Origin of the sequence: Pseudoalteromonas sp. NSLLW218, assembly GCF_015864775.1 — a bacterium.
Taxonomy (GTDB): Bacteria; Pseudomonadota; Gammaproteobacteria; order Enterobacterales; family Alteromonadaceae; genus Pseudoalteromonas.
The window spans coordinates 210,554-236,024 of record NZ_JADYWO010000001.1; the positions used below are offsets into that span (position 1 = coordinate 210,554).

Genomic DNA, 25,471 nt, shown 5'->3' on the forward strand with positions numbered 1-25,471 from the left:
GGATTAATATGAAAATTGCCGTAGTAGGTACAGGCTATGTAGGCCTTTCTAACGCTATGTTGCTAGCACAACACAATGAAGTGGTCGCATTAGATATAGACGAACAAAAAATAGCGCTATTGAATGATAAAAAATCACCAATAGTTGATACCGAAACTAGTGAGTTTTTAACACGTAGTGATTTAAATTTTACAGCGACTACCGACAAAGTAGCAGCCTATAAAAATGCAGATTTTGTAATTATTGCCACACCCACTGATTACGATGTTGAAAATAATTACTTTAATACAAACTCTGTAGAGGCTGTAATTAAAGATGCTACAGCGCATAACCCAAATGCAGTTATGGTCATTAAGTCGACGGTACCTGTTGGCTTTACGCAAGGTATAAAAGAAAAACTCGGTATTAATAACTTAATATTTTCGCCAGAATTTTTACGTGAAGGTAAAGCGCTACACGATAACTTATACCCATCACGTATTGTAGTTGGTGAGCAAAGTGAGCGCGCAAGTGTGTTTGCTAACTTACTTAAGCAAGGCGCTATAAAAGAAGATATTGAAGTACTGTTTACCGACTCAACTGAAGCTGAAGCTATTAAGTTATTCTCTAACACCTATTTAGCAATGCGTGTGGCTTATTTTAATGAGCTTGATAGCTACGCTGAAGCTCATGGCTTAAACAGTAAGCAAATTATACAGGGTGTTAGTTTAGACCCACGTATTGGTGATCATTACAACAATCCATCGTTTGGTTACGGTGGTTACTGTTTGCCAAAAGATACAAAGCAGCTGCGTGCAAACTATGCAAATGTACCAAACAACATTATTGGTGCAATTGTGGATGCTAATACTACGCGTAAAGACTTTATTGCAGACTCAATAATTAAACGCAGCCCTAAAGTAGTTGGTGTGTATCGTTTAGTAATGAAAACTGGGTCTGATAACTTTAGAGCCTCTGCCATCCAAGGCATTATGAAGCGTATTAAAGCCAAAGGTATTGAGGTTGTAGTTTACGAACCAGTACTTGAAGAAAATGAGTTTTATCACTCACGTGTAATTAAAGACTTAAATGAGTTTAAGCAAATATCTGACGTTGTTGTATCTAACCGTATGGTTGAAGAGCTTAGCGATATTGCTGACAAAGTTTATACACGCGACTTATTTGGTAGTGATTAATAAACAAAGTTTAAAGGCTAGATATAAGCTATAGAAGCTGAACTAGATACTGAAGCTAAAAATAAATTCCGTGAAATGCAAGCCGGCGATGTTTATAAAACTTAAGCTGATACTACAGATTTATTTAATGCAACAGGCTATAAAGCGCAAGTTGGGGTTAAGCAAGGCGTAAGTTGGCTTATTAAGTTGTATAAAGACTTTTATAAATAAAGGTTACAATTTGTAAGTCATTTAAAAACACTGTTTTCAATTTGAGACAGTGTTTTTTTGGCTTTTGATAATGTTAAATTACATGAGTGCGAAGTAAATTCGCACCTACAGAGTGGTATATATTGTAGGTGAGGTTTTATACCTCGCTTTTGGTAAAGTTAAGTTAGATGAGCGCGAAGTAAATTCGCACCTACAGGGTGGTATATATTGTAGGTGAGGTTTTATACCTCGCTTTTGGTAAAGTTAGGTTAGATGAGTGCGAAGTAAATTCGCACCTACAGGGGGCATATACTGTAGGTGAGGTTTTATACCTCGCTTTTGGTAAAGTTAAATCACATGAGCGCGAAGTAAATTCGCACCTACAGGGTGTGTGTATGTTGTAGGTGAGGTTTTATTACCTCGCTTTGGTAGAGTTAAATTACATGAGCGCGAAGTAAATTCGCACCTACAGGGTATTAAAAATTAGCAAATACACCTAATCTAGCAAACGTTTCCCCGTATACATCCTTTCCTTGATACAGCTCAGCACCCCAACTTTTAGCACCCATTATTGGTTTACTCAACTTACGTGTGTATGCCGTTTGCAGTTCGTAACTTGTTTTATAGCCACTGCGTTTATTTTCAAGCATGCGAATGGTGGTATTTAAGCTTTCTATTTTACTTAATTGCCAATGCCAGTTTGCGCTCATAGATTTAGCCGGTGTGTAGTCGGTGTAGTCGTGCTCATCGCCCGCCCAGTGGCCAATTACATTGCCAGAATTACGGTTGCCATCTTGATATATACTATTTGCATACCAGCTCTTTTGTAAGTTACTGTGCTCGAAGCGTAAGCTGTGGTTGTTAGCAATAAAAGGTAAATAAATGCCAAAGCTATATGCGTTATTGCGAGAGCCACCTAATGTATCTTCGAGTGCTACCTCACCGTATAGCTCATAAGGAAGAGCATAAATACTATTGTTATACGCAAAAGTAATTGAGCCTAACTGATCTCCAAGCTCAAAATCTGTATTAACCTCTTCTGCCTCCGAGGTCGTTATATTATCTTTACTGCCAGGGGTAAAAAAGCCTTCTGCAAAGTCTTTTAAAGTAACACTTCGCGGACCACCACCAAACTGCATTAAACGGCTTAGGCCTATTGTTAAATTATCGGTTGCAGCAAAACTGGTATGTAAACCAAATAAATAAGGCTTACCGGGTGTAAATTCGTTACCGTTTACAGGGTCGTAGTTACCTTTACGGATCCCACGTTGCTCTGTCATTTTACTAATAAACATATCGTAACGAATATTAAAGCTGGTTATTGGCTCTACATTACTAAGCGTTATAGAAGGTGTTGTTTTAGCGTGTGTGCTTAATAGCATGGCGCTGTCGTTAAAAGGTGAGTACCAATGCTCTCGGTAACCTACATCTAGCTGCGCGTACTTATTACCAAGGTAAAAAAAGCTTTGTGTAGGTAATATTTCGTCTTCGTTGGCTATACCTGCAACACTTACACCAAAGTAACGCCCGAAGTTAGCATAAGCACCACCTTCAACTATTAAGTTGGTTTTAGTAGTTTGGCCGCGTTGGTTAGGCAGTGTTTTATCTTTTGTGCCAGCAGCAAGTGTTACTTTTGCAAATGACCCCGCGTCGCTTTGAATGTAAGGGCTAAGTTGGTACGAAAGTGTTTGATATAGTTCTGGGTAAGTATGCCTTACTGTTTGCAGCACTCTATAAATATCGTGAGCTTTATAAGGCTTACTCATAATATGTGTATTTTTACTTACGGCTAAAAGTCGTTGTACTTGGTGCTCAAGTTCTGGGGCTTGATTTAAAGGTAAATAAGGTGATACGCCACCTTTAGCAACAGCATTTGCACTGATTGCCATCCCGATAAACAGTGATATTTTTTTGAGCATAATTATTCCGTTAGCAAAAATTTGTTTAAGTAAAAACGTTAACGCGAGGTTAGCAATAAACGCCTAAGTAAGGAAGAAAAAAGCGATATATTAGTGGGGATATAGAAGCAAGCTATCATTCGCGGGTGATAGACTATGCGTTAAATTCGAGCGCATTCTTGCATGTAGTGTTTTGCTATAAAGCAGGCGGTGAACGCATTTAATAAGTTATACCTACAAAAAATAGATTTATAAGTTATTTATTCACAAAGAGGTTAAGAGGGCGCTACGCTTTAGAGAAGTAAAAATACATAATTACTATTGTTTTAATGTCTTCTCATTTACTCCTCTTTTGCTTCTCTTTGCGCAATAAGGTTTTAAGTTATTTATTCACAAAGAGGTTAAGAGGGCGCTTCGCTTTAGAGAAGTAAAAATACATAATTACTATTGTTTTAATGTTTTCTCATTTACTCCTCATTTGCTTCTCTTTGTGCAATAAGGTTTTAAGTGATTTATTCACAAAGAGGTTAAGAGGGCGCTGCGCTTTAGAGAAGTAAAAATACATAATTACTATGTTTTATGTTTTATGTTTTCTCATTTACTCCTCTTTTGCTTCTCTTTGTGCAATAAGGTTTTAAGTAATTTATTCACAAAAAGGTTAAGAGGGCGCTTCGCTTTAGAGAAGGCAAAAGTAGGTGGTTTATTAAGTATAAATATTAAAAGCTGCGCTTTTCGCGTGAGCAAGCTTACGCCTATCGGTAAAGTTTGACGCCGTGGTTAAATTTACTTGTAGGCGAGCAAAGCTCGTAATTCCTAGGCTTTAGTCTCTTCTCATTTACTCCTCTTTGGCTTCTCTTTGTGCAATAAGGTTTTAAGTAATTTATTCACAAAGAGGTTAAGAGGGCGCTGCGCTCTTGAGAAGCCAAAAGTAGGTGAGTTATTAGTAATAAATATTAAAAGCTGCGCTTTTCGCGTGAGCAAGCTTCACGCCTGCCGGTAAGGTTTTACATCTCGCTTTTAAAGTCCTGATAAACAAAAACCCCGATGGTACATTGTACCATCGGGGTTTTTTAATCGTTTTAGTAAACCTAAACTTTAAATTCGTCTACCGATAAGCGAAGCTCTTCGGCCAGTTTTGCTACTTCTGAACTTGAAATATTAGTTTGGTTTGCGCCTTCGGCTGTTTGCTCTGCGATTGCTACAATCGACTCAAGGCGTTCGCTAATTTCTTGTGCTACTTGTTGTTGCTCAAGTGCTGCGGTCGAAATTTCTTCACTTACGTCGTGAGCTTGCGAAACCGCAAATGTAATCGAATCAAGTGCGCTACTTGCTAGGTCTGTTTGCTCAACACACGATACGGCACGTTGCTTACCTTTACTCATTGCCGTTACTGCAGCTTCTGCGCCTGTTTGTAGCGACTCAATCATTGATTGTATCTCTTGGGTCGACTCTTGAGTTTTACTCGCTAAAGAGCGTACTTCGTCTGCTACAACCGCAAAGCCTCGGCCATATTCACCAGCACGTGCAGCTTCAATTGCGGCATTTAGTGCAAGTAGGTTAGTTTGATCCGCTATTCCGCGTATTACATCTAATATGCTGCCAATTGATGCGCTATCTTGATGTAGTTTATTAATTACTTGTGAGGCGTCGTCTACTTCACGTGCTAATTGCTCAATCGTTGCTTTGTTGTTATTCGAAATACCTTTAACGCGTTCAGCTTCTTTATCCGCATTTTTAATTTCGCTAAGTGCTTGTTGAGCGCTGTTGCTAACCGTTTGCGATGTACTGCTCATTTCGGTTGTTGCGGTTGCTGCTTGTTCAACTTGTGCTTGCTGGTTACGAATTGCTTGGCTTGATTCTGAGGTAATGGCCGATGTTTGCTCTGATGCTGCAGCTAACTGAGTGGAGCGCGAAATAATACCTTTAATTAGGCTGCGTAGGCTGTCAATTAGCGTGTTACAGCTTTTAGATAGTTCGCCAAATTCGTCTTTAGCGCTGTCGTCTAAACGTTGTGTCATGTCGCCACTGGCAACAATATCTAAAATTCGGTTAACTTCAGCAAGTGGTTTAGTAATGCGGCTAACAGTAATAATAGCAATCGCTACAGCTAAAAGGGTGGCTATAATCATACCAACCCACGTCCATAAGTTTGCTGAGTCTACGTCGCTGCGCACGCCTTGCTGTAATTTAAACGCAACATCACTTGCTTGATTAACTAGCTCATCAATTTGGTTAAGTGCCATTTTGGTGGCTTGCTCTGACTGGGCAAGCTCTGTCTCTGTTAGCGTAATCGAGTCAATTAATCGTTTTTTGTTTGCAGCTAAACCGCTGCTACCTTTTATGTTGTTTTCTAAAGTATCAACATACTCTTTTAAGCTTGAATATAAATCGCTGTGAGTTTGCTCAATCGCAGGTTTAATTAATGCAATAGTACGCGTTACTTCTTCTAGGTAATAAGTTTGCTCGTTTTTAACAATATCGAGAGTATTAAGCGTTTTAACGGTTAGCATATCAGTGCTGTTGCTTACCACCGACATAAAGTTATTTTCTAAATTGTTTGCAGCTTGATAAGCACGAGGGTGGTTTTGCTCAAACCCATCAATGTCGGTAATATCGAGTACAACAGAGTTAGCATCTTCTGCACTTAGTTCTATATTTTCTAATTGTGCTTTTAATGTTTTATTTAATGCTAGCTGTTTGCTTTTGTCTTCTAATAAGTTTTCAACGGTGCTTAAAAAGCTTAAGTAGGTTTTTTCTACGTTTTGGCTACTTTGATTAAGCGTTGCATCATTTTTTACTACGTCTTGAAGTTCACGGTGTAGCGTGTTGAACAATTGTTTTTGCTCAAGGACCTGTGCTTTTATTGGCGCAAGCTCATTGGCAGAGGTAGTGTAAAAGCTAGCTTGAGCAGCTTTACTCATTAAAATAAATTCTGCTTGTAGCTCAGAGCTTTTATTTAATGCTGGGAGTGATAGTTGGTTCACTTTTTGAGTGGAACGGTCAATATTTGCAATTTTTATTAAGGAGTTACCACCAATTATTAATAATAATAGTGTGATAAATATAAAACCACCCCAAATACGTTGGCTTACTGTCAGGTTCATAAGGTTTCCACTCAAAAGTACTTCAATTAAGACTTATCGGCGTTTGTACCAATAAGTTAAGTAATTAAAATCAATTACTTTAACTAATTTTAACTATTAATTTATAAATCTAACAGATGTATTGTTTTTTTTCAGTTTATTTAGACGAAAGGTGGGACTTTTCTACAATAATTTTTTTTGTACTTAGCTCCATTAGGGTCATGGTGTTACCCCATACACAGCCCGTATCTAAGGCGTGAACCCTTGGATTATCTGTTCTACCTTCAAGCGCGGCCCAGTGGCCAAAAATAATATCGTGTTTAGTTTTAGCTATATTAGGATGGTTAAACCAAGGGGTTAATGTTTGGCTATCGGTTATTGCACCCTTTGCATTAAGCTCGAGTTTGTTATTGTTTGTTAAAAAGCGCATGCGGGTAAAGTAGTTAACTATGTATCTAAATTTTTCAAAGTCATCAAGATTGCTTGACCACTTTGCAGGGTGAGGTTGATACATATGTTCAAAAAATGCTTTCGCGTTATTTGATTGATAACAGCTTTGTGCAAATTGCGCGTGCTTTAGTGCATTTTCAATGGACCAATCGGGGTTTAATCCTGCATGAGATATAAAACAGTTATGTTTTATAAGCTCTAGAGCCAATGGTTGGGTTTGTAAAAAAGCGATGTAATGCGCTAATTTTGGGCTTTCAAATATCGGGTTTAGATTATCTTTTGGGTTGGTAGGTTTGTTAAGAAAGTAGCAGGCAACCATGTGGAGGTCGTGATTGCCTAAAGTGATGGTCATGCTATTTTGATGTTGGTAAATATAGTCTAAGCAGGCTAGGGAGTCTGGCCCGCGGGCAACGATGTCGCCAACTAAATAAAGGTGATCTTTGCTTGGATTAAAATCAACCCGTTGCAAAAGGGTGTTAAATTCACTAAAACACCCTTGTAAATCACCTATCGCATAATCTGCCATCTAAGCGCTTAATGCAAAATGTTAGGGCAAGCCAAACGAAACACATTAATAGGCGCCTGAAACTCAGAGCCAAATTCGTTGCGTAACGTGTAGTGGCCTTGCATTGTGCCTACAGGTGTATCTAAAATTGCACCGCTGGTGTATTTATAGCTTTCGCCTGGGCCAATGTCTGGCATCTCGCCAACAACGCCTTCACCTTCTACTACTACTTCTTTGCCATTTGCATCGGTAATTAACCAATAGCGGCTCAGTAATTTTGCACTGCATAAACTATGGTTTTTAATTGTTACCGAGTAAGCAAATACATATTTTTCAAGCTCAGGTTGAGATTGACCTTCTACGTAAAATGTTTCTACAGACACCTTTACAGGCGATCCAATATTACTGCTTGTTGTCATAAATCCAGTTAGCTATATCAATAAATTGTTGTAAAGATAAGCGCTCAGCACGCAGCGTTATATCAATGCCAATGCTAGTAAGCTCTTCTGCAGTTAGTAAATTACCTAAACTGTTGCGCAGTGTTTTACGGCGTTGATTAAAGGCTTCTAAACACACTGTGTTTAATATTTTAACGCTTTTTGCTGTACGTTGCTCTGGCTTTTTAGGTATTAAACGTATAACGGCAGAGTCAACTTTTGGCGCTGGTTTAAAGCACTCAGGTGGTACTTCAACAACCGGCATCGCGTTACAGTAGTATTGAGTCATTACGCTTAAGCGGCCAAATGTTTTACTACCTGGGCCTGCTACCATACGTTTTACTACTTCTTTTTGAAGCATAAAGTGCATGTGCTCAATATGATCTGAAAATTCAAAAAGATGAAACAATAACGGTGTCGAAATATTGTAAGGCAAGTTACCAAACACTTTTAATTTTTTGTCATCGCGAACCAAGCTTGCAAAGTCAAACGTCATTGCATCGCCTTGGTTAACGGTTAATTTAGGACCCAAAAAAGGATGCTCAATTAATCTTTGTGCTAAATCTTTATCTAATTCAACAACCGTTAAATGGCCACTCAAATCAGCTACTGGCTCAGTAATTGCGCCAAGGCCGGGGCCAATTTCTACTAAGTTGTCTTCTGGTTTAGGATCAATCGCAGAGACTATTTTATCGATAATAGATTCATCAAATAAAAAGTTTTGCCCAAAACGCTTACGAGCGCGGTGTCCTAAATGTACTTTATCGGTCATTGATTTTGTGCTTTTTCTTGGGCGAGCTTAATTGCTTCGCGGATCGCTAATTCAAAACTGCCAACGTCAGCTGTACCAGTTCCTGCTAAATCGAGTGCAGTACCGTGGTCAACTGATGTGCGGATAAATGGTAAGCCAAGGGTAATATTTACCGATTTACCAAATCCCTTGTATTTTAGCACAGGTAATCCCTGATCGTGATACATAGCAAGCACTGCATCTGCTTCAGATAGGTATTTATCTTGAAATAAGGTATCGGCCGGTAGTGGGCCAATTAAATTCATACCTTCGCTTCTAAGTATCTCAAGCGTTGGTGTGATTGTTTCTATTTCTTCGCGGCCTAAATGGCCATCTTCACCGGCATGCGGATTTAAGCCACACACTAAAATACGTGGTTTTTCTATACCAAACTTAGTTTGTAAGTCGTGATTTAAAATACCCGCTACTTTAGTTAAGCGCTCTGGTGTAATTGCACGCGATACATACGCAAGTGGAATATGAGTGGTTACAAGTGCAACTCGTAAGCCCTCTGTTGCAAGCATCATAACTACATCAGCAGTATTTGACTGCTGTGCAAAATACTCAGTGTGCCCGCTAAATGAAATACCCGCTTTATTAATTATGCCTTTGTGAACAGGGCCCGTAACAACAGCATCGAAGGTGCCGTCCATGTTTTTTTCACTTGCTATACGCAAGGTATCTAACACGTATTGGCCGTTACCGTCGTTTAGTACGCCAAGCTCTACATCAGTACCTAAATCAACTTGGTGAATATACAGGCTGCCAGCAGGTGCTACGATAGCGGGTGCATTATCATCAAATTCAATTAAGTTTATTGTTAGGCCTAAATGTTTTGCACGCTCTTTTAACAGCTTGCCATCGGCAATTGCTACAAGTTGAGCATCCCACGCTTGCTGAGCAAGCGTGAGTAGCAAATCTGGGCCAATACCGGCAGGTTCACCCGGTGTAATAGCAATTCTTAGGGTCATATTTATTGGTCTATAGGGAAAATTTCAACGTGAGCTTGCTCGCGCATTTCTTGCTGCCAGTTAAAACTTTCTTCCTTAAATTTACGGTTAAACAACATACCGTGAGCACGGTTACGTTTAGCTAGCTCAGTTTTATCAGCTACACGTTTACCAAGTAACTGAACAATATGCCAACCAAACTGTGTTCTAAACGGTTCGCTTATTTCGTCTTGCTTAAGAGAAAGCAGAGTATCTTTAAACGCAGGTACGTAAGTTGTTGGATCAGTCCAATCGTATTCGCCACCTTTAAGTGCAGAGCCTGGATCTTCTGAGTATTCTTTAGCTAACTTGCCAAAGTCGGCAGTTCCTGCGCGTAAATCTTTTGCAAAGCCAGCAAGCATAGAGCGTGCTTTTTCTTCACTTAAAATAATCGAAGGTTTAATTAGTATATGGCGTGAACGCACTTCAGTTGTTTCCACAACTTGTAGGCCACGAACATCTTGTACTTTAATGATATGAAAACCGGCACCAGAGCGAAGAGGGCCAACAATAGCGCCTTTCTTTTGGCCTTTTACTGCTTCAGCAAAAAGCGATGGCATTTCGTTAATGCCCATGTAACCAAGCTGTCCACCTTCAAGTGCTTTAGAGCCGCTTGATGATGAAATAGCAATACGCTTAAATTCTTGGCCATCGTTTAATAGCTCAATAACTTTATCTGCGCGTGTTTTTGCACCAGCAATTTCGTCAGCGTTCGCATCGTTAGGGATATCTATTAAAATATGACCAATGTCGTACTCTTCAGCACTTTGACCTTGGGTTTCCATAATTTTTAAAAGGTTATCAACTTCTTGTTCGCTAATATAAATACGGCGATCGACACTTGCACGTGTTACTTGTTGCGTTGTAATTTCTTTACGAATTTCTTCACGGTAAGCTTGAAAGCTTTCGCCCGAACCTTCAATAGTACGGCGTAAATCGGCAATTGTACCGCCTTGCTCTTGTGCCATGCTTGCAAGAGTTTGATCGAGTTGACTGTCTGAGATTTGTAACCCCATACGGTCAGCCATTTGTATCATAAGGGCTTGATTTACTAAACGCTCAACGGCTTGTACACGAAGAGTTTCATCTTTTGGTAATTGCTGGTTTTGTTCTTCGGCTTGCTTTTTAACACGATTAATAATGGTGTCTACTTCGCTTTTTAAAATTACGCCTTGGTTTACAACGCCAATAACTTTATCTATTTCTACTGGTGCGGCCATTGCACTTTGACAAAGGCTGGCACTTAAAACTGCTGATGTTAATAATTTTTTTAAATTCATATTCTTTTTACTACTCTTGCTGATAGTACTGTTGTGATACTAGTTACTAAGAAAATACGGTCTACGATAGCCAAAAATACCTTGTTGTAATAATTTTTGTGCATCATAACGGCTTTTACTGCCAAGTCCTTTTAATACAAAATTCAAACTAATACCTGAATCAAAAGTTGCTTGTTCTTGGCCTATTGATTGATTTAAATCTGTTTCAATTTGGCGGTGCCCAGTAATTTGGATAGCCCAACAGCATGATTCATACTGTAATCCGCTCAATACTTCGATACTTCTGTTGTTTTCAAGATCTCGATGATAGCTTGCAATAAATTGCCATTCGTCGCTAATAGGAATACTTGTAAATACACCTGCTTGCTCGATTGTATTTCCTGAGACATCATTTGCATAGCGATGGTTCAATTGTACTAGCTGATTATTATCACCTTTATAATCAAGCGTTACATTTGACTGTACCATTTGCTTGCCATCTGTATCGTATTGAATACCTCCAGCGAGGTACCAACGGCGGTGCCAATGTAACATGGTTTGAGCTGCAAATAGTGCATTATAATTTGTGTCTGAGTTCAAGCCTTGTTCTGTTGGCTTGGCATCGTCACTTAAATAAAATATTTGGCCGGCACTAAAGTTAAATACTTCTTCTTGTTTTTTATCAAACAAGCGCGTTGTAGCACCTAATGTAAATTGATTCGCGGCTGCTATACGGTCAACACCCGAAAAGCGCACGTCTCTAAATAAACCATAATAATCGTCTTGTAGCTTAGTAGTATCAAATAAGCCAATGTCTGACTGATCTTTATTAGGTGTATATAAATATTGAATTTGCGGCTCTAGCGTTTGTATAGCGTCTTCAAAAAAGTAAGATGCGTCGCGCTCAAAATTAAGCTGAGAATACAAACGTACTTTAGGAATAGTACGCGATACGGTGTCGCTGTATTGCGTGCCTGTTAAGTTTCCGCTTTGCTTATAATTAGTTTGCAGTAAGCTCACTTCAGATAAAAATGACCACGCATGCGTTGCATAGTTATAGCGTGCTTTAGGCTCTACGTGTACACGAGTTGCGCTGTCTATGGCCACTTCTGATGAATCATTAGTAAAATGGCTAATTTCACCTGACACACTAAAGTCAAAATTATCAAAACGCCATGGAGCAGTTTGCGTAAAATTAACTTGCGGTATAGCAGTATAAGACTCTAAGTGATCGCCCAGTACTTCAAAGTTTTGTACTTTAATATCAGTGCGCCATGTTTCACCTAAATGAGTAAGTGAACCGGTACGATACAACTGAGTATCGGTTTTACTAGCATAATTTGAGCTTAAATCGGTGATGTAGTTATCATCGCTTACATTGGTTACATCAACGTTTGCGCGCCAGTTTTCACCTAGGTAGCTTTGTTGTTGCCAATGAAACATGTAGCGTTCATTCAAATCTGGCTCAGAATCATCACTATCTAAATATTCAATCCCTACTAAGCCTTCGTGTTGCTCTGTTAGGTATCTAAATTCGGTTTGTAATTGCAGTCCTTTGTTAGACATATAACGAGGCGTAATAGTGGCATCAAAATTAGGTGCAATATTTAAATAGTACGGCGTAATTGTTTCAAGGCCGTATTTGTCAGAGCTTGAAATAGTCGGGGTAAGTAAACCCGATTTACGGCGTTCATCCAGCGGAAATGTAAAATAAGGTAAATACAAAACCGGTGTATCGAGAATGCGTAATACGGCGTTATATGTTTCGCCCCAGCCTTCTTCGCGTGAAAGGTTTATTTCGTCAGCTTCAATTTCCCACACTGGGGTGTCACTTGGGCAAGTAGTAAAGCTTGCATTCATGAGTAATAGGCCAGACTGATTAACAGTAAGCTTTTCAGCGCCGCCTTTACCTTGTTGTTCGGTTAGGCTGTAGTCGGCGCCTAACAAGCTGACTTCTGAATTATTTAAATCGGCATTTAATCCGGTGCTGTTTACTTTACTTACATAGTCTTGATAAGTGATTGGCCCCGTTGCATTTAATAAACCACGCTGTTTGTCTATCAACGCAGTTTGTGCGGACAAACTCATCTTAAGGGTGTTAATATCAACATTGCCGGTAAATTCAGCGCTTTGAGTGCCAAGTAGCTCTACATCATCAGCTTGAATATCAACTTCACCAAGGTTAAGGCCTTCAAGTGGTTGCCAAGCTCTGGTTTGCATTGAAATGCCACAAAGGTTGTGTGCCAGTTCAGTTTCGGCAAGCGATGGTGCGCTAACTACGCTTAGCATCAATATGCCCCAGGTTTTGCTCATTTATCGACCTTAATACTGTGTGTTTAATATAATATACACATAATAAAGGAAAATAATGGCAATTACAGTAATTGACCTAATTAACTTAGTGAAAAATAGATATCTTATAAAATGACACGCTTTGAGAATTTACAACAATTTATAAACACACAGCTTAATGCCAAGTCGTATACTTTAAACGCGATCACGGGTGATGCTAGCTTTCGCCGTTATTACCGTTTAAATCACGATAATAAGCATTTAATAGTGATGGACTCAGATCCGCAAAAAGTGAATAACGAACCTTATATTTCGCTAAACCATGTGTTTGTTGAGCAAGGTTTTTTACTTCCTACTATTATTGCAAGTGATGAAAAGCAGGGCTTTTTTATTCTCAGCGATTTAGGGAGTACGCACCTAGCTGACATGCTTGATGATGCAAATCGCACCGAGCACTATCAAGCACTAATTAGCTTAAGTGCTCAATGGGCTAAAACGCCGGCAGCTTCTGCTATGCAAGCGTATAACGAAGATTTTATAAAACTAGAACTTGATATATTTAGCCAGTGGTTAGTGAGTGACTTTATTAATGAGCCACTAAGCGCAGAGCAAAAAGTTATGTGGAAAATAAGTTCAGCGCTATTAATAAAAGCCATGCTTGAGCAACCTACGGTTACCGTACATCGTGATTACCATAGCCGTAATATTATGAATAGTGACGGCCAGTGGGCAATTATAGATTATCAAGATGCTGTACGTGGGCCGCTTTGCTACGATTTAGTATCGCTACTGCGCGATTGTTACTTTAAATTGCCAGAGCAAGAATTAACAAGTTTACTTGATTTTGCTTATCAAGAATTTACAGTTCAAAATTTACTGACTAACACTTCATTCGATGAGTTTAAATATTGGTTTGATTTAACCGGATTACAGCGCCACTTAAAAGCTGCGGGTATATTTTGTCGATTATATTTGCGCGACGGTAAAACAGGTTATTTAGATAATATTTTACCGACGCTTGATTACATTATTGAAGTAGCGGCAAATTATCCAGAGCTTAAAGCATTGAGTGAGTGGACAAAAAATACCATAGTGCCCAAAGTGACTGAAAAGTTAGCAAAGGAGCGCTCATGAAAGCGATGATTTTAGCGGCAGGGCGCGGGCAACGTATGATGCCGCTTACGCAAAATATGCCAAAGCCAATGTTAAAAGTGGCAGAAAAACCACTTATTGAGCACCATATAAATAACCTTAAAGCTGCCGGCATTACCGATATTGTAATAAACCTTGCGTGGCAAGGTGATAAAATAAAAGACTACTTTAAAGATGGCAGCCAATTTGGTGTAAATATACTTTACAGCCAAGAAGTTGAAGGTGGCCTTGAAACGGCTGGCGGTATAATTGAAGCGTTACCGCTGTTGGGTGACTCGTTCATTGTAGTCAATGGCGATGTATACACCGACTATGATGTAAGTGCGCTAATGCAACTTCATTTACAGCCTGGTGAGGCGCACATAGTGCTTATAGAAAACCCGCCACATAATCCTAATGGCGACTTTGCGTTGAGCCATTTGTCGCCTGATAGTCAAAAATATACATTTTCGGGGATTGGCCGCTATCAGGCTGATTTTTTTAAAGGATTAACGCAAGGCATTCGCCCTCTAGGGCCTATTTTACGTGAAAAGCTAAATGAACATTTAGTCTCTACTGAGCTTTATATAGGGCAGTGGGATGATATTGGTACACCAGAGCGTTTAAACCAATTAAACAAGCGCCTTGAAGCGTAATAACTCAATTTTTAAGAAGGCAGTATTATAGATGTGGGGAAAAATTCTCGGTTTTTGTTTTGGCTTTATGTTTGGCAAAATATTTGGTGCCATTTTAGGTTTATACCTAGGTCATTTATTTGATAAAAGCTTAAAAAATAACTTTGATAAAGCAGGTGGTTTTTCTAGCTTATTTAGTGGTGACGACGTGAATGAGCGCCAAGCTTTATTCTTTTCAAGCTGCTTTGCTGTTATGGGGCACATTGCGAAGTCGAATGGTCGAGTTAGCGAAGTACATATAAAAGCAGCTAACTTGTTTATGGATGAAATGGGCTTAAAGGGCGAAGAACGCCGCGAAGCACAACATGCATTTCAGTCAGGTAAAGAGAGCGACTTTTCACTTAAAGAAACTGTACACGATTTTAAAGAACGCTTTGCTAAACGAAACGATCTAATACAGTTGTTTTTAGAAATACAAATTCAAATGGCATTTTCTGACGGGGTATTAGCCGAACAAGAAAAGCAACTATTAGCAGAAGTAAGTAAACAGTTAGGTATTTCTAAAACACGTTTTGCATTTGTATTAAAGCGCTACCAAGCAGAGTTTAACTTTAGAAAGCAACAACAGCAGTTTAATCAGCAGCAACAAAATCAAGGTCAAAGTAGTAGTTACCGTGAAGGTTCTGGGCACCATGTACCGCCAAATAATAACATGAACCGTGCGCAAGCATTGGCGTTATTAGGTTTAAATAGCGATGCAACGCAGCGTGATATAAAAGTAGCGTATCGTAAACTTATGTCGCAACATCACCCTGATAAGTTAGTGTCGCAAGGCCTACCAAAACACATGATGGAACTGGCTGTTAAAAAGAGCCAAGATATTCAAGCTGCTTATGAGTATTTAAAAAAGTCGGCGTAAAAAACCGTCTATTTCTTTTGTTAGGCGTGCGTGTTGATCGGGTTGATCGCGCAGGCCAAACAACTGGCGTTGGCGGTAATCAAATTTTGCATTTCGGTTAACCCATCGCTGACGATTTTTAAGGCTCATTAAAATGTCTGTGCTGTCATTTGCGTAGTAAATATCAAGCAAGGCGGGTGCAACAAGTGATGCTGTTTGGCTCAAGCTTTCGTTACGCTTAGCATTAGGTAAGTAACTGCTTAAACTTATAAACGCATCCAGTCTCTCATCAGGAAAATCTGCATAGTACTCCAGCAACACACCAGCACTTGTACCTTGTGCAATAACCACTATATTACTCGAATCTTCCATAGCGGTTTGATACAGCGCATTAAAACGAGAGATGAGATTTATTTTATAGTTATCAAGTATGTCATCGGTTACTTTTTCAATTGCATTTACGTAATGAGGTTCTTCTTTTACTTTTGCAGGCTGCGATTGGGCGTTTGCTGTTGTGTCGGGTGATGCAGGTTCCTCGGCGTTACTCGGCGCAGCTTCGGTTTCGCTGGGCGTTGTTTCGGCCATTTTGCTTGCTTGCCAATCAATGTCGGGCACTGTCATTGCGTAGGTGCTGTAACCTAAATTATTAAGCTCTTTACGCAAGTAACTCATGCCTGAGTTATTGGTAGGTGAAGAGTGCCAATCGGGTATAAGTAATACTACTCCTCTAAAATCAGCGCTCATATATTCGCTATAAAGACTTAAAAATTCTGTTTCACCCGCTAATATTGGTTTTATTTCATCGCTTGGAAGAAGTCGCTCAATGTCGCTATTTTCAATACTTGATAGGCTAGGTGGGGCAATATGTTCCGCCGCGCTGATAGGGTTAGCTAAAAGTAGCGCACAGCTGAGCTGTATATAAAAAGCGCCTTTTAAAAACCGTGAAAATAGCATAACGCACCTAACTAATGACAATTAGTTAGGTATCGGCAAAGTTATCTAAAAGTTTAATAATTTACGAAGTATTTGAGCCAGTTAAAATTCAGGCTCGGCTTCAAAAGTAAGTACTTGCTCAGTGGTTGGGTGCTTCAACTGCAGCATTTGTGCATGTAATTGTAAGCGAGGAGCGGCAGCAAGTGCCTCTTTATGGGCGTAAAGTCTATCACCTAAAATAGGATGACCAAGGCTTAACATATGCACACGTAGTTGATGCGAGCGACCGGTGATAGGGGTTAGTTCTACACGGGTTGCATTTTCTTCACGCTCAAGTATTTTAAAATGCGTAAGCGAAGGTTTACCTCTGTCGTTATCAACCATTTGCTTAGGGCGATTAGGCCAATCACAAATAAGGGGTAAATCTACTGATCCTGTTTCAGCTTCAAGTTGTCCGTATACACGTGCTATGTAACGTTTAGCTGTTTCGCGCTCTTGAAACTGCATACTTAAATGTCTATGCGCGGCTTTATTCATGGCAAGGCACAGTATGCCAGAGGTGGCCATATCTAAGCGGTGTACTATTCTCGCTGTTGGAAAAACACGATTAACGCGATTAATTAAGCTGTCGGCATGTTTAGGATCTTTACCTGGAACAGTTAATAACTCACTAGGCTTATTAACTATAAGTAAGTCGTCATCCTGAAAAAGTATTGTTAAATACGGACTCATAGGGGGATTGTAGTTAACTAACACGGCCGACCTTAGTAATTTTGAAGGTCGCTATTTTAGTAGAGCAGGCCAACAGGCTCAAGTAAAAGTTTTGCTATATTGTTTTAGTTAGGGCGTGTTGAACGTTGGTGGTTGAATTTGCAGTAGTATGTTTGGTTTTTAGGCAAGGCAGAGCCTATGTAGTGTGGTTATTCCCCATAATTAGGCGATAACGCAGCATAAATGCCAAACATGCTCTGCCCTTTGGGTTCTTTCTAGGGGCGATTAACTCTTTGTTGCTCGATTTTTACTTAGCCCACTAGGTTACAAACCTCGCGCCGTGATTAAATCGCCCCTAGATTGAACAAATTTCAATCCACAAAGTTCAACACGCCCTAGTATATCCAAGCCTTAGGCTCCTTTAAAGCGCTTTTATAGTTTGATTTCTTGAGTTGTTAATAGTCGATATTCACCGCTAGCCAAGTTTTCATCTAGGATAATTCCCGCAATTTGCTCGCGATGTAGCTCAACTACTTTGTTGTCTACCGCGTAAAGCATACGCTTAACCTGATGATACTTACCTTCACTTATTGATAAACGCAGTCCGTAATTAGCAAGTCTCTCAGCTATAGCGGGGCGGGTTAAATCTTTTTCGTTATGCAGCATGACGCCTGTACGTAATTGCTCAAGTGCTTCATCGGTAATAGGCTCTTGAGTTTCTACTAGGTAGGTTTTAAATTTATTGCTTTTAGGCGACGTAATTTTATGTGACCAATCGCCATCATTAGTAATAATAACTAACCCTGTAGTATCTATATCAAGGCGACCTGCCACGTGAAAGTCGCTCATATTTGGCTCATCAAGTAAGTCAAAAACGGTTTTATGTAGCTCGTCACTGTTAGCACATACATAGCCAACAGGTTTATTTAGCATGTAATAGCGTTTACCTAAAAATACCAAAGGCGTACCTTTGTGCAGTATTTCATCTTGCTGGGCTAGCTGAAAATTATGTGATGTTATTACTTCGCCATTAACGCTTACTTCTTTTCGCTTTATACTAGCGCGGGCTTGCGTGCGCGGTATTTCAGCTAAGTGGCTAATAAATTTATCTAAGCGGCAAGGGAATTTCATTTTGGTTCACATTTTTAGTCGGCTACAATGGGCGCGATTATAGCCGATAGTGAAATACCATGACAGTGCACAGCACACAAATTTTAAGCCTTTACCAAGCAAAAATAGACACGGGTGAACTGTGTTTTGATGCAGCGCAGCAAAATGCAGTGGAAGCTTTAAATACGCTAAGCGAGCAACTTCAAGCTCACACATCATGGTGGCAAAAAGCGCCCTTAATAAAAGGCGTTTATTTATATGGACCCGTAGGACGAGGTAAGTCTATGTTGATGGATTTATTTTATAAAAACCTACCTATTGAGCAAAAGCAGCGGCTGCATTTTCATCATTTTATAGCGCAAGTGCATGCCCAACTTTCGCAGCTACAAGGTCAAAAAAATCCACTAATCCTAATTGCAAAACAGTGGGCTAAAAACATTCGTGTACTGTGTTTTGACGAGTTTTTTGTGAGCGACATTGGCGATGCTATGATCATGGCGAGATTGTTCAATGCGTTGTTTGAACAAGGTGTTGTGCTGGTGGCCACATCGAACGCAAAGCCAGAGCAGCTTTATTACAACGGCCTGCAACGAGCGCGATTTTTACCTACTATCGATTTAATTAATAGTCACTGCCATATAATTAACGTGGCAGGCGAGGACGATCACCGCTTTAGATACGGTAAAAATAGTCGTCACTATTTTATTAATTTATCAAATCACGATTTTGAAAATGAGTTTTTAGTTTCTTATGCAGAGGTAACATATAAAAATACAATTAGTGTACATGGCCGCAATTTACCTTATTTATTAAAAGCCGATAACGCCTTGATGATTGATTTTATGGCGCTATGCTCAGGCCCGCGCAGTGCTAACGACTATATGTTTTTAGCAACGCAATTTGATGTGTTATATGTATCGAACGTGCCGCAAATGGGTGTTAAAGCAACGGGTAAAGTTATTGTTCACGGTATAGAAGATAGTTATCAACGCGAAAAACAAACGCTTGATGAGCACACCTTTGACGACGAAGCACGGCGCTTTATTGCCTTAGTAGATGAGTTTTACGATTGCCATAAATTGCTGGTAATAAATGCTCAAACCGACATTGAACATTTGTATAAAGGTAAAAAACTGAGCTTTGAATATGCACGCACGCAATCACGCATAGTCGAAATGCAAAATTGGTAACGCTTTAATATATATTGTAGACGAGCTTGCTCACGTGAGAAGCGTAGCTTCTAATTATTAATTCATTTTAAAAACTGCGTTTTTACACGCCAGCAAGCTGCCTAACTACAAGTTAAACTCACCGTGACACCTTGGCTGTAGACGTCGAGCTTGCTCACGTGAGAAGCGTAGCTTCTAATTATTAAGCCATTTTAAAAACTGCGTTTTTACACGCCAGCAAGCTGCGCGGCTACAAGTGAGTTTAACCACAGCGTTAAATTTTATCGGTAGGCGTAGAGCTTGCTCACGCGAAAATCGCAGCTTTTAATATTTATAATTGATACTTTATTTACTTATTGGTTTCTCTAAAGCGCAGCGCCTTCTAAACCTCTTTGTGAGCAAATTACTTAAAAACTTATTGCACAAAGAGAAGTAAAAGAGGAGTAAATGAGAAGACATAAAACAATAGTAATTATGTATTTTTACTTCTCTAAAGCGCAGCGCCCTCTAAACCTCTTTGTGAACAAATCACTTAAGATCTTATTGCATATAGAAATTACGAGCTTTGCTCGTCACGCCAGCAAGCGCTGCATCTACAAGTAAATTTAACCACGCGTTAAACTTATCCTTCTTGGCGCACTATATTCTCAAGGGCGCGAATATTAGTAATTAAGTCTTGGCGCTCCGGGTTTGCTTGTAATGCTTTTCTAAGATGCTTTAGCGCACTCGGGTATTCTTTAGAATCAATCGCTATTTGCGATAACCCAAGCCATGCCGATAGTTGATAATCAGGTAGGGCTTGTGCACGAACATACATAAGTTTTGCTTGGGTAAGCTGATTTTTACTGCGATAAATACTGGCTAAACTAAGTAGGGCATCACCTAAATTCGGGTTTATTTTAAGTGCGTTATTTAAGCTGTTAAGAGCGCGCGTAGTATTACCTTGCTGCATAGCAAGTTGTGCGCTGTATACAGAAAATTGAGCTTGTTCATCACGGGGTAGCTGCTTAGTTAATCTTTTTGCGCTGCCTATTAGCTCTTTAGCTAAATTCCATTTTTGCTCCGATACAAGCCAACCCAACGTTTGCATCGTGGTATTAATAACGGCAGTTTGTTGCTTTTTATCAGCGTGTTTTAAACCTTGTTTTAATAAACTAACAGCGCGTTCACTGCTGCCTTCACTTAAATGTAGCTGGGCTGCTAAAAGCTGGTTGCTGGTATCTTTAGGGTTGAGTTTTAAGGCCACTTCAATAGCAGCAAGCGCCTGCTTTTTGTGATCAAGCTGTAATGCTATTTGTGCACGTTGTAGCCAAAGTTCAGCATTATTAGGGGTTTTATTAAGTAATTCTTTTAATAATGCATTTGCCTGACTTAAGTCACCCGATTCAATTAGCGCAAACAATAGCCCTTGTTGATATTGGCTTGTTTCTGGCGCTAGCATAAGCGCTTGGCGGTACGCCGCTACTGCGCTCCAAGGTTGGCTATGCTGCACGTGTATATAAGCAAGTTGCGCATAACTTTGTGCATCAGCTTGGCCAAGTTCAATACTGTGAACTAGGTGTGTTTGCGCTTTGTCATACTTTGCTTGTTGCATGTATAGAAGGCTCAAACCTTGATGTGCTTTTACTAAATCAGGTGAAGCTTTTAAACACGCTAGGTAAGCTAGTTCAGCGTTATTAAAGTCTTTTGTTGAAAGCAGTACTTGTGCACGTAATAAGTTTAAAGCGGTGCTATCTTGGCTTATATCACGGCCTTTAAATAGCGCAGCGACTTCACTGTAATTACCGGCTTGTAATAGTGGTTGCACTTGGCGAGCAAAACCGCGCTCGGTCGGCTCAATAAGGACCTCTGTAGGGCCTAATAATTTATTATTTATAGCCAACTGCCATGTTGGATCGCTAGGCGATAACGTTACTTTTAGTGGCGCACTTTTTAATGGCGTACTCACGGCGCTTGCATGCACGCTACTTACACCTAATAAAGGGAGTGAGCACATTAAAGTAGTGATAACTGCGCGAGTTAATGGTTTTAGCGTTTTAATTACGTTCATGTTTTTCATTTTAATAGGCTTAAGGTTTAAATTCGATTGGCCAAATAAAGCGAGCGCGTACGGTTTCACCTTCTTTTTTAGGTGCACTAAAGCGGCTTTGTTTAATAATTTTGTCGATAGCTGGTTTAAGTTCAGGGTATGGATTTTGTACTACCTCAATTAAACTTAACTTGCCACTTTCATCAATAAATACATCGAGTTTTACAGTAAATACATCAACACCTCGACGGGTTAAGCTTTTTGGTAAAACGGCCTTAACAGGAGTAAGCAAAGTTGGGAGACCATCGAGTTGATTTAAGCTAAATGCATCCCAATTTACACTCATTGATTGCCATTGTGGCGCGTTTACTTTTACGTTGGGTGTATCGGGTTTTACAATACTTAAATTGCTGGTGATCTTAATTTTTACGGCTTGAATAGACGCGCCTGCACCTTCTACCGCTAAGCTCTGCATTGGCTCACTTGTTTGCTGTTGCGATATTGATGGTGGAGGGGGCGGTGGCAGTGCCACCATGGCAATCTCACGTACAACTACTTTGTCTTTTATATGATGCTCTGCAAGTTGCCCAAGCCATAAAAGTAGTAATGCAGCACTAAGTACAATTAAGCTAAGGCCAAACGCAAAAAGTGGATGGCGATTGTTTTTTGTTTTTTGAGGCGAGTTAATCGTGTGCATATTATTGCTTGGTCGCTAAGTTAACTTGCGCCGCGCCTGCCAGCTTTGCTTCGTCAATTACTTGAACAAGTAACTCAGTAGGTACTGTTTTATCAGCTTGAATAACTACAGGGCGTTGTTGCTGTTTTAACATTTGTTCGACACTACTACGTACACCAGCCACACCAATTTGGCTACCATCAAAGAATACTTGTTGAGAGTCGGTTATTGCTAAAAATATAACTTGCTGCTCAAGGCGGCTGGCCGATACGGCTTGTGGTTTATCAACTTCAACGCCGCTTTCGCGTACAAATACGGTTGTAACAATAAAAAATATTAGCAATATAAATACCACATCAAGTAGCGGCGACATATCAATATGTTGCCCCGCTTCTTGCTCTAGCTTGTGCTTTAAACGTGATTGCATAGTGTTACCCTAACTGCTTACTTAATGTATGTAATTTAGGATTACGCTGCGAATACGCTAAATACGCTTGCATTAACCACGCAGGAATAGCGCACACAAGGCCCAGTTGAGTTGTTAGTAATGCATCACCAATGGCGTCACTCATTAACTCGTTATGGCCCAGCGCCATTACTTTAAATGTATCAAGCAAACCAACAATGGTACCTAATAAACCAAGTAGCGGAAGCGCTGCTGTTAAAATAGAGCTAACCTCTTGCCAGTAACCTTTGCGCTGCGCTTGGTATTGTTTAAGGTGTAGTAAGTCATGAAAAATCAGCTGGTATACAAATAAAGCGAGTAAAAGAATACACCAGCAAATAGGGTTACTAACGATTTTCTCAAACATTGGTTTCTCCTTTTTCTAGTTGACTAAGCTGTAATGCAAAGCCTTCTAGTTGGCTGTAATACGCTTTTGCTTTACGCGATAGCAGTGCATTTAATACCAGAGCAGGTATGGCCACGACTAAACCCAGTTCGGTTGTTATAAGGGCTTGTGCAATACCGCCCGATACAACTTCTGGGTCGCCTGAGCCAAACAAGGTCATCATTTTAAATGTTTCGATCATGCCGCTAACAGTACCTAACAAGCCAAGTAGTGGAGCTACTGCAGCTGTAACGGCAATAGCGCCAATAAAGTTATCGAGTTTATGCTTATCGTGAATTAACTGGTTAAATAATTGATCGTCTCGTATTTGGCCTTTTTCGCTTTGCAGCGTTAAGTTAAATAACTGCTGCTGCATACCTGCAAATTCACTGCTATTTTCAGCTTTAAAAAATTGCTGTAATTGCATTTGAGAGTGCATTTTAATTTTACTTAAACGCAGTAATTGCGCGGCTTTTAATAGCGCAATAGTTAGTGCAAAGCAGGCAAATAAAATAATAGGGATGGCCCATAAGCCGCCTTTTTCTAAGTGTTCAAGCGGACTTTCTTGTTGAGCTTGGCTCGTTACTAAGTGCGTTAAACTAGGATCAAAAGTAAGTAATGTCGAGCCTGCACCATTTTGATTTAAAGTATTATCGAGTGGGTTATCGTTACTTGTTGATTGCACTAACGCTACTTTTAATGCATTAGATTCATCATCCAAATTTAATAAGCCCATAAGTTTAGGTGTTTGCGTACTAAACCATGCAACAGGGCCTACTTGAAGAGTACTAGCTTGGCTTAATTCGCCATTACTGAGCACAATGGATTGCTTATTAAAGTGTGGGTAAAGTGCCTGTTCTTGATTATTAATTTGCGATATAACGCGGTTTAATAACTCGTTTTGATTATTAATCGACTCGTTACTGCTAGCACTATTGCTGGTATTTTGGCGCACAAAACGGCTAAGTAAGTTTAATTGGTATTGCTGCTGCTGTTGCCAATTGTCTAATCGGGTTTGTAACTGATCGAGGCTTAACGTATTTTCGTCAGCTAGACGGCGATTAACGGCTGCTTGCGCGCGCAATTTACTGAGCGATTGCTGCTTGGTATAAATTTTCTTTGCAAGGGTAGCTTGCTCTTTTGAAATACTATTTTGAGTTTTATTTAGAGTACGTTGCGCTGTTTTAATATCACTTAAAATACTTTGTTTAGCATCATCACTGCTAGCTGCAAAAGAAATATTTGCACTAAAAAGTAACACTGTGGCGCTAAATGCTGCAATTATGCTGTTAGTAGCCATTATTTAGCCCCTTGCTGGTTTTTATTTACATAACTTAATATTGGGAGTGTTACCCAATCAGCAGCGCGCTTTTTTTGCTGTACAGCAATACCCAGTGCAACTTGCTCAGCATTAATGCTTGGGTCAAATTCCCACTGCCAACCTAAGTCACTTGGAAAACCAATACCTACGTAACTTAAGTCTTCGCTTACAAACCATGCTTGAGCTGCACCTAAATAAAGCTGCTTAACCCACACTTCTTGCCCGTCAGGATGCTTAATAGCCATTTCGTGAATAGAAATACGTTGTTGAAAATCATTAAGTAGGATCAGCATTTTTAGCGCTGTTTGTAATTTGTCAGTTGTACTGAGTTGTGAGTCGCTTAAATCACCGGCGTTTTTCCAACTACTTAAAAGTGGCGGGGGTAATTGCACTTGTAATGAAAGTAATTGCCCAGAAATACGTGCTAGTTGATCATTTAATTGCTGTTGATCATTTTCAAGTTCTGATTGCTGAGTAACAAGCTGTTCGCGTTTTTGGGCAAGCTCACTGGTGCTTTTTTTTCTTCGCTGATTAAGCTCGCTAAGTTGCTGCTGCTCAGCATTTAGAAGCGTTAAGGTTTGCTCCATACTGCTTTTTTGTTCAAGCCAATGAGTATTTAATTCTGTGTTTTGATTTTCTATTTGTAGCCATTTATTAACGAGTTGTTCTAGCTCACTAACAGTGTCGGCTTTTACTGCCATGGTGCTACAAAGCGCGATAACTACGCTAATTGGTTTAATTAAGCTTCGCATTACTTAACAACAATCCTGAAAGTTACGACAAGTAATTACAAGGACGTAATTACTGTTAATTTTTGAGTGTGTATACAATATAGGAATTTACATAGCAATGCAATTGATAACAGTTATCGTTTACATTGCGTTGTTTGAATGGTAGGATTTCGCCGAAATTAAATATGTACCTTAAATTAACAATAGTTAAGTGCTTAATAAAAACTACG

Annotated in this window: 22 protein-coding genes and 1 pseudogene; 6 read left to right on the forward strand and 17 right to left on the reverse strand. The window is 39.7% G+C overall.

All coding sequences use genetic code 11. From position 1 onward, the window contains the following. Nucleotides 1–8 precede the first annotated feature (8 nt). Nucleotides 9–1,175 carry a nucleotide sugar dehydrogenase gene (locus tag I6E80_RS00855; RefSeq protein ID WP_197184556.1) on the forward strand — a complete coding sequence of 389 codons (1,167 nt, stop codon included), beginning with the start codon at nt 9–11 and terminating at the stop codon, nt 1,173–1,175. 21 nt (nt 1,176–1,196) lie between these two features. Next, nucleotides 1,197–1,385 (forward strand): annotated as a pseudogene (locus I6E80_RS20380) (protein CapI); the annotation flags it as partial. 455 nt (nt 1,386–1,840) lie between these two features. Here I6E80_RS20380 and I6E80_RS00860 read toward each other — a convergent pair. The 8 genes from I6E80_RS00860 to lptD form a co-directional block, all read right to left on the reverse strand. After that, a complete protein-coding gene (locus tag I6E80_RS00860; RefSeq protein ID WP_197184557.1) occupies nt 1,841–3,283 on the reverse strand; it encodes a capsule assembly Wzi family protein in 1,443 nt (480 codons plus the stop codon). A gap of 1,067 nt (nt 3,284–4,350) precedes the next feature. After that, complete coding sequence (locus I6E80_RS00865; protein ID WP_182711398.1) at nt 4,351–6,366, reverse strand: methyl-accepting chemotaxis protein; 2,016 nt, start codon at nt 6,364–6,366, stop codon at nt 4,351–4,353. Between the two features lie 136 nt (nt 6,367–6,502). Further along, nucleotides 6,503–7,321 (reverse strand): symmetrical bis(5'-nucleosyl)-tetraphosphatase, encoded by an 819-nt coding sequence (locus I6E80_RS00870; protein ID WP_197184558.1) that lies wholly within the window; start codon nt 7,319–7,321, stop codon nt 6,503–6,505. 8 nt (nt 7,322–7,329) lie between these two features. After that, a complete protein-coding gene (apaG, locus tag I6E80_RS00875; protein WP_007585091.1) occupies nt 7,330–7,719 on the reverse strand; it encodes a Co2+/Mg2+ efflux protein ApaG in 390 nt (129 codons plus the stop codon). After that, the gene (gene rsmA, locus I6E80_RS00880) at nt 7,703–8,509 is read right to left on the reverse strand and encodes a 16S rRNA (adenine(1518)-N(6)/adenine(1519)-N(6))-dimethyltransferase RsmA (RefSeq protein ID WP_002960838.1); all 807 of its coding nucleotides are present in this window, start codon (nt 8,507–8,509) and stop codon (nt 7,703–7,705) included. Before rsmA ends, apaG begins: the two co-directional genes overlap by 17 nt. After that, nucleotides 8,506–9,498 (reverse strand): 4-hydroxythreonine-4-phosphate dehydrogenase PdxA, encoded by a 993-nt coding sequence (gene pdxA / locus I6E80_RS00885; RefSeq protein WP_024600312.1) that lies wholly within the window; start codon nt 9,496–9,498, stop codon nt 8,506–8,508. Before pdxA ends, rsmA begins: the two co-directional genes overlap by 4 nt. 2 nt (nt 9,499–9,500) lie before the next feature. After that, the gene (gene surA, locus I6E80_RS00890) at nt 9,501–10,796 is read right to left on the reverse strand and encodes a peptidylprolyl isomerase SurA (protein ID WP_024600313.1); all 1,296 of its coding nucleotides are present in this window, start codon (nt 10,794–10,796) and stop codon (nt 9,501–9,503) included. A 39-nt stretch (nt 10,797–10,835) separates the two neighbouring features. Then, nucleotides 10,836–13,088, reverse strand: a complete 2,253-nt coding sequence (gene lptD, locus I6E80_RS00895) for an LPS assembly protein LptD (protein ID WP_024592325.1) — start codon at nt 13,086–13,088, stop codon at nt 10,836–10,838. A 111-nt stretch (nt 13,089–13,199) separates the two neighbouring features. On the opposite strand from lptD, the gene I6E80_RS00900 reads away from it, so the two are divergent. From I6E80_RS00900 to djlA, 3 genes are read left to right on the forward strand one after another with little or no spacing between them, the layout of a single operon-like run. After that, nucleotides 13,200–14,201 (forward strand): aminoglycoside phosphotransferase family protein, encoded by a 1,002-nt coding sequence (locus I6E80_RS00900; protein ID WP_197184559.1) that lies wholly within the window; start codon nt 13,200–13,202, stop codon nt 14,199–14,201. Then, nucleotides 14,198–14,854: an N-acetylmuramate alpha-1-phosphate uridylyltransferase MurU gene (murU, locus tag I6E80_RS00905; RefSeq protein WP_197184560.1), complete on the forward strand. Its 657-nt coding sequence runs from the start codon at nt 14,198–14,200 to the stop codon at nt 14,852–14,854. Before I6E80_RS00900 ends, murU begins: the two co-directional genes overlap by 4 nt. Nucleotides 14,855–14,885: 31 nt before the next feature. Further along, nucleotides 14,886–15,752, forward strand: a complete 867-nt coding sequence (gene djlA / locus I6E80_RS00910) for a co-chaperone DjlA (RefSeq protein WP_024600316.1) — start codon at nt 14,886–14,888, stop codon at nt 15,750–15,752. Here djlA and I6E80_RS00915 read toward each other — a convergent pair. The 3 genes from I6E80_RS00915 to rsuA form a co-directional block, all read right to left on the reverse strand. Beyond that, nucleotides 15,735–16,685: a DUF3530 family protein gene (locus I6E80_RS00915; RefSeq protein ID WP_197184561.1), complete on the reverse strand. Its 951-nt coding sequence runs from the start codon at nt 16,683–16,685 to the stop codon at nt 15,735–15,737. The two genes, djlA and I6E80_RS00915, sit on opposite strands and share 18 nt — an antisense overlap. Nucleotides 16,686–16,766: 81 nt before the next feature. Continuing rightward, nucleotides 16,767–17,420, reverse strand: coding sequence for a bifunctional tRNA pseudouridine(32) synthase/23S rRNA pseudouridine(746) synthase RluA (rluA, locus tag I6E80_RS00920; RefSeq protein WP_197184562.1), 654 nt, complete (start codon nt 17,418–17,420; stop codon nt 16,767–16,769). Nucleotides 17,421–17,807: 387 nt separating this feature from the next. Continuing rightward, entirely contained in the window at nt 17,808–18,506 is a 699-nt protein-coding gene (gene rsuA, locus I6E80_RS00925; protein ID WP_197184563.1) for a 16S rRNA pseudouridine(516) synthase RsuA, read from the reverse strand. A gap of 59 nt (nt 18,507–18,565) precedes the next feature. Between rsuA and zapE the strand changes: the two genes are divergently transcribed. Continuing rightward, the gene (zapE, locus tag I6E80_RS00930; protein ID WP_197184564.1) at nt 18,566–19,675 is read left to right on the forward strand and encodes a cell division protein ZapE; all 1,110 of its coding nucleotides are present in this window, start codon (nt 18,566–18,568) and stop codon (nt 19,673–19,675) included. A 601-nt stretch (nt 19,676–20,276) separates the two neighbouring features. On the opposite strand, the gene I6E80_RS00935 is transcribed toward zapE, so the two are convergent. Genes I6E80_RS00935 through I6E80_RS00960 form a run of 6 tightly spaced genes read right to left on the reverse strand, consistent with a single transcriptional unit; the run spans nt 20,277 to nt 25,262 of the window. Further along, complete coding sequence (locus I6E80_RS00935) at nt 20,277–21,704, reverse strand: lipopolysaccharide assembly protein LapB (RefSeq protein ID WP_197184565.1); 1,428 nt, start codon at nt 21,702–21,704, stop codon at nt 20,277–20,279. A 19-nt stretch (nt 21,705–21,723) separates the two neighbouring features. Continuing rightward, a complete protein-coding gene (locus I6E80_RS00940) occupies nt 21,724–22,380 on the reverse strand; it encodes an energy transducer TonB (RefSeq protein ID WP_197184566.1) in 657 nt (218 codons plus the stop codon). A 1-nt stretch (nt 22,381) separates the two neighbouring features. Further along, entirely contained in the window at nt 22,382–22,786 is a 405-nt protein-coding gene (locus I6E80_RS00945; protein ID WP_010555259.1) for a biopolymer transporter ExbD, read from the reverse strand. Between the two features lie 4 nt (nt 22,787–22,790). Continuing rightward, nucleotides 22,791–23,171 (reverse strand): MotA/TolQ/ExbB proton channel family protein, encoded by a 381-nt coding sequence (locus I6E80_RS00950; protein ID WP_002960812.1) that lies wholly within the window; start codon nt 23,169–23,171, stop codon nt 22,791–22,793. Further along, nucleotides 23,164–24,489, reverse strand: a complete 1,326-nt coding sequence (locus tag I6E80_RS00955; protein ID WP_197184567.1) for a MotA/TolQ/ExbB proton channel family protein — start codon at nt 24,487–24,489, stop codon at nt 23,164–23,166. The genes I6E80_RS00950 and I6E80_RS00955 overlap by 8 nt, the downstream gene beginning before the upstream one ends. Continuing rightward, entirely contained in the window at nt 24,489–25,262 is a 774-nt protein-coding gene (locus tag I6E80_RS00960) for a DUF3450 family protein (RefSeq protein ID WP_197184568.1), read from the reverse strand. Before I6E80_RS00960 ends, I6E80_RS00955 begins: the two co-directional genes overlap by 1 nt. Between the last annotated feature and the right edge of the window lie 209 nt (nt 25,263–25,471).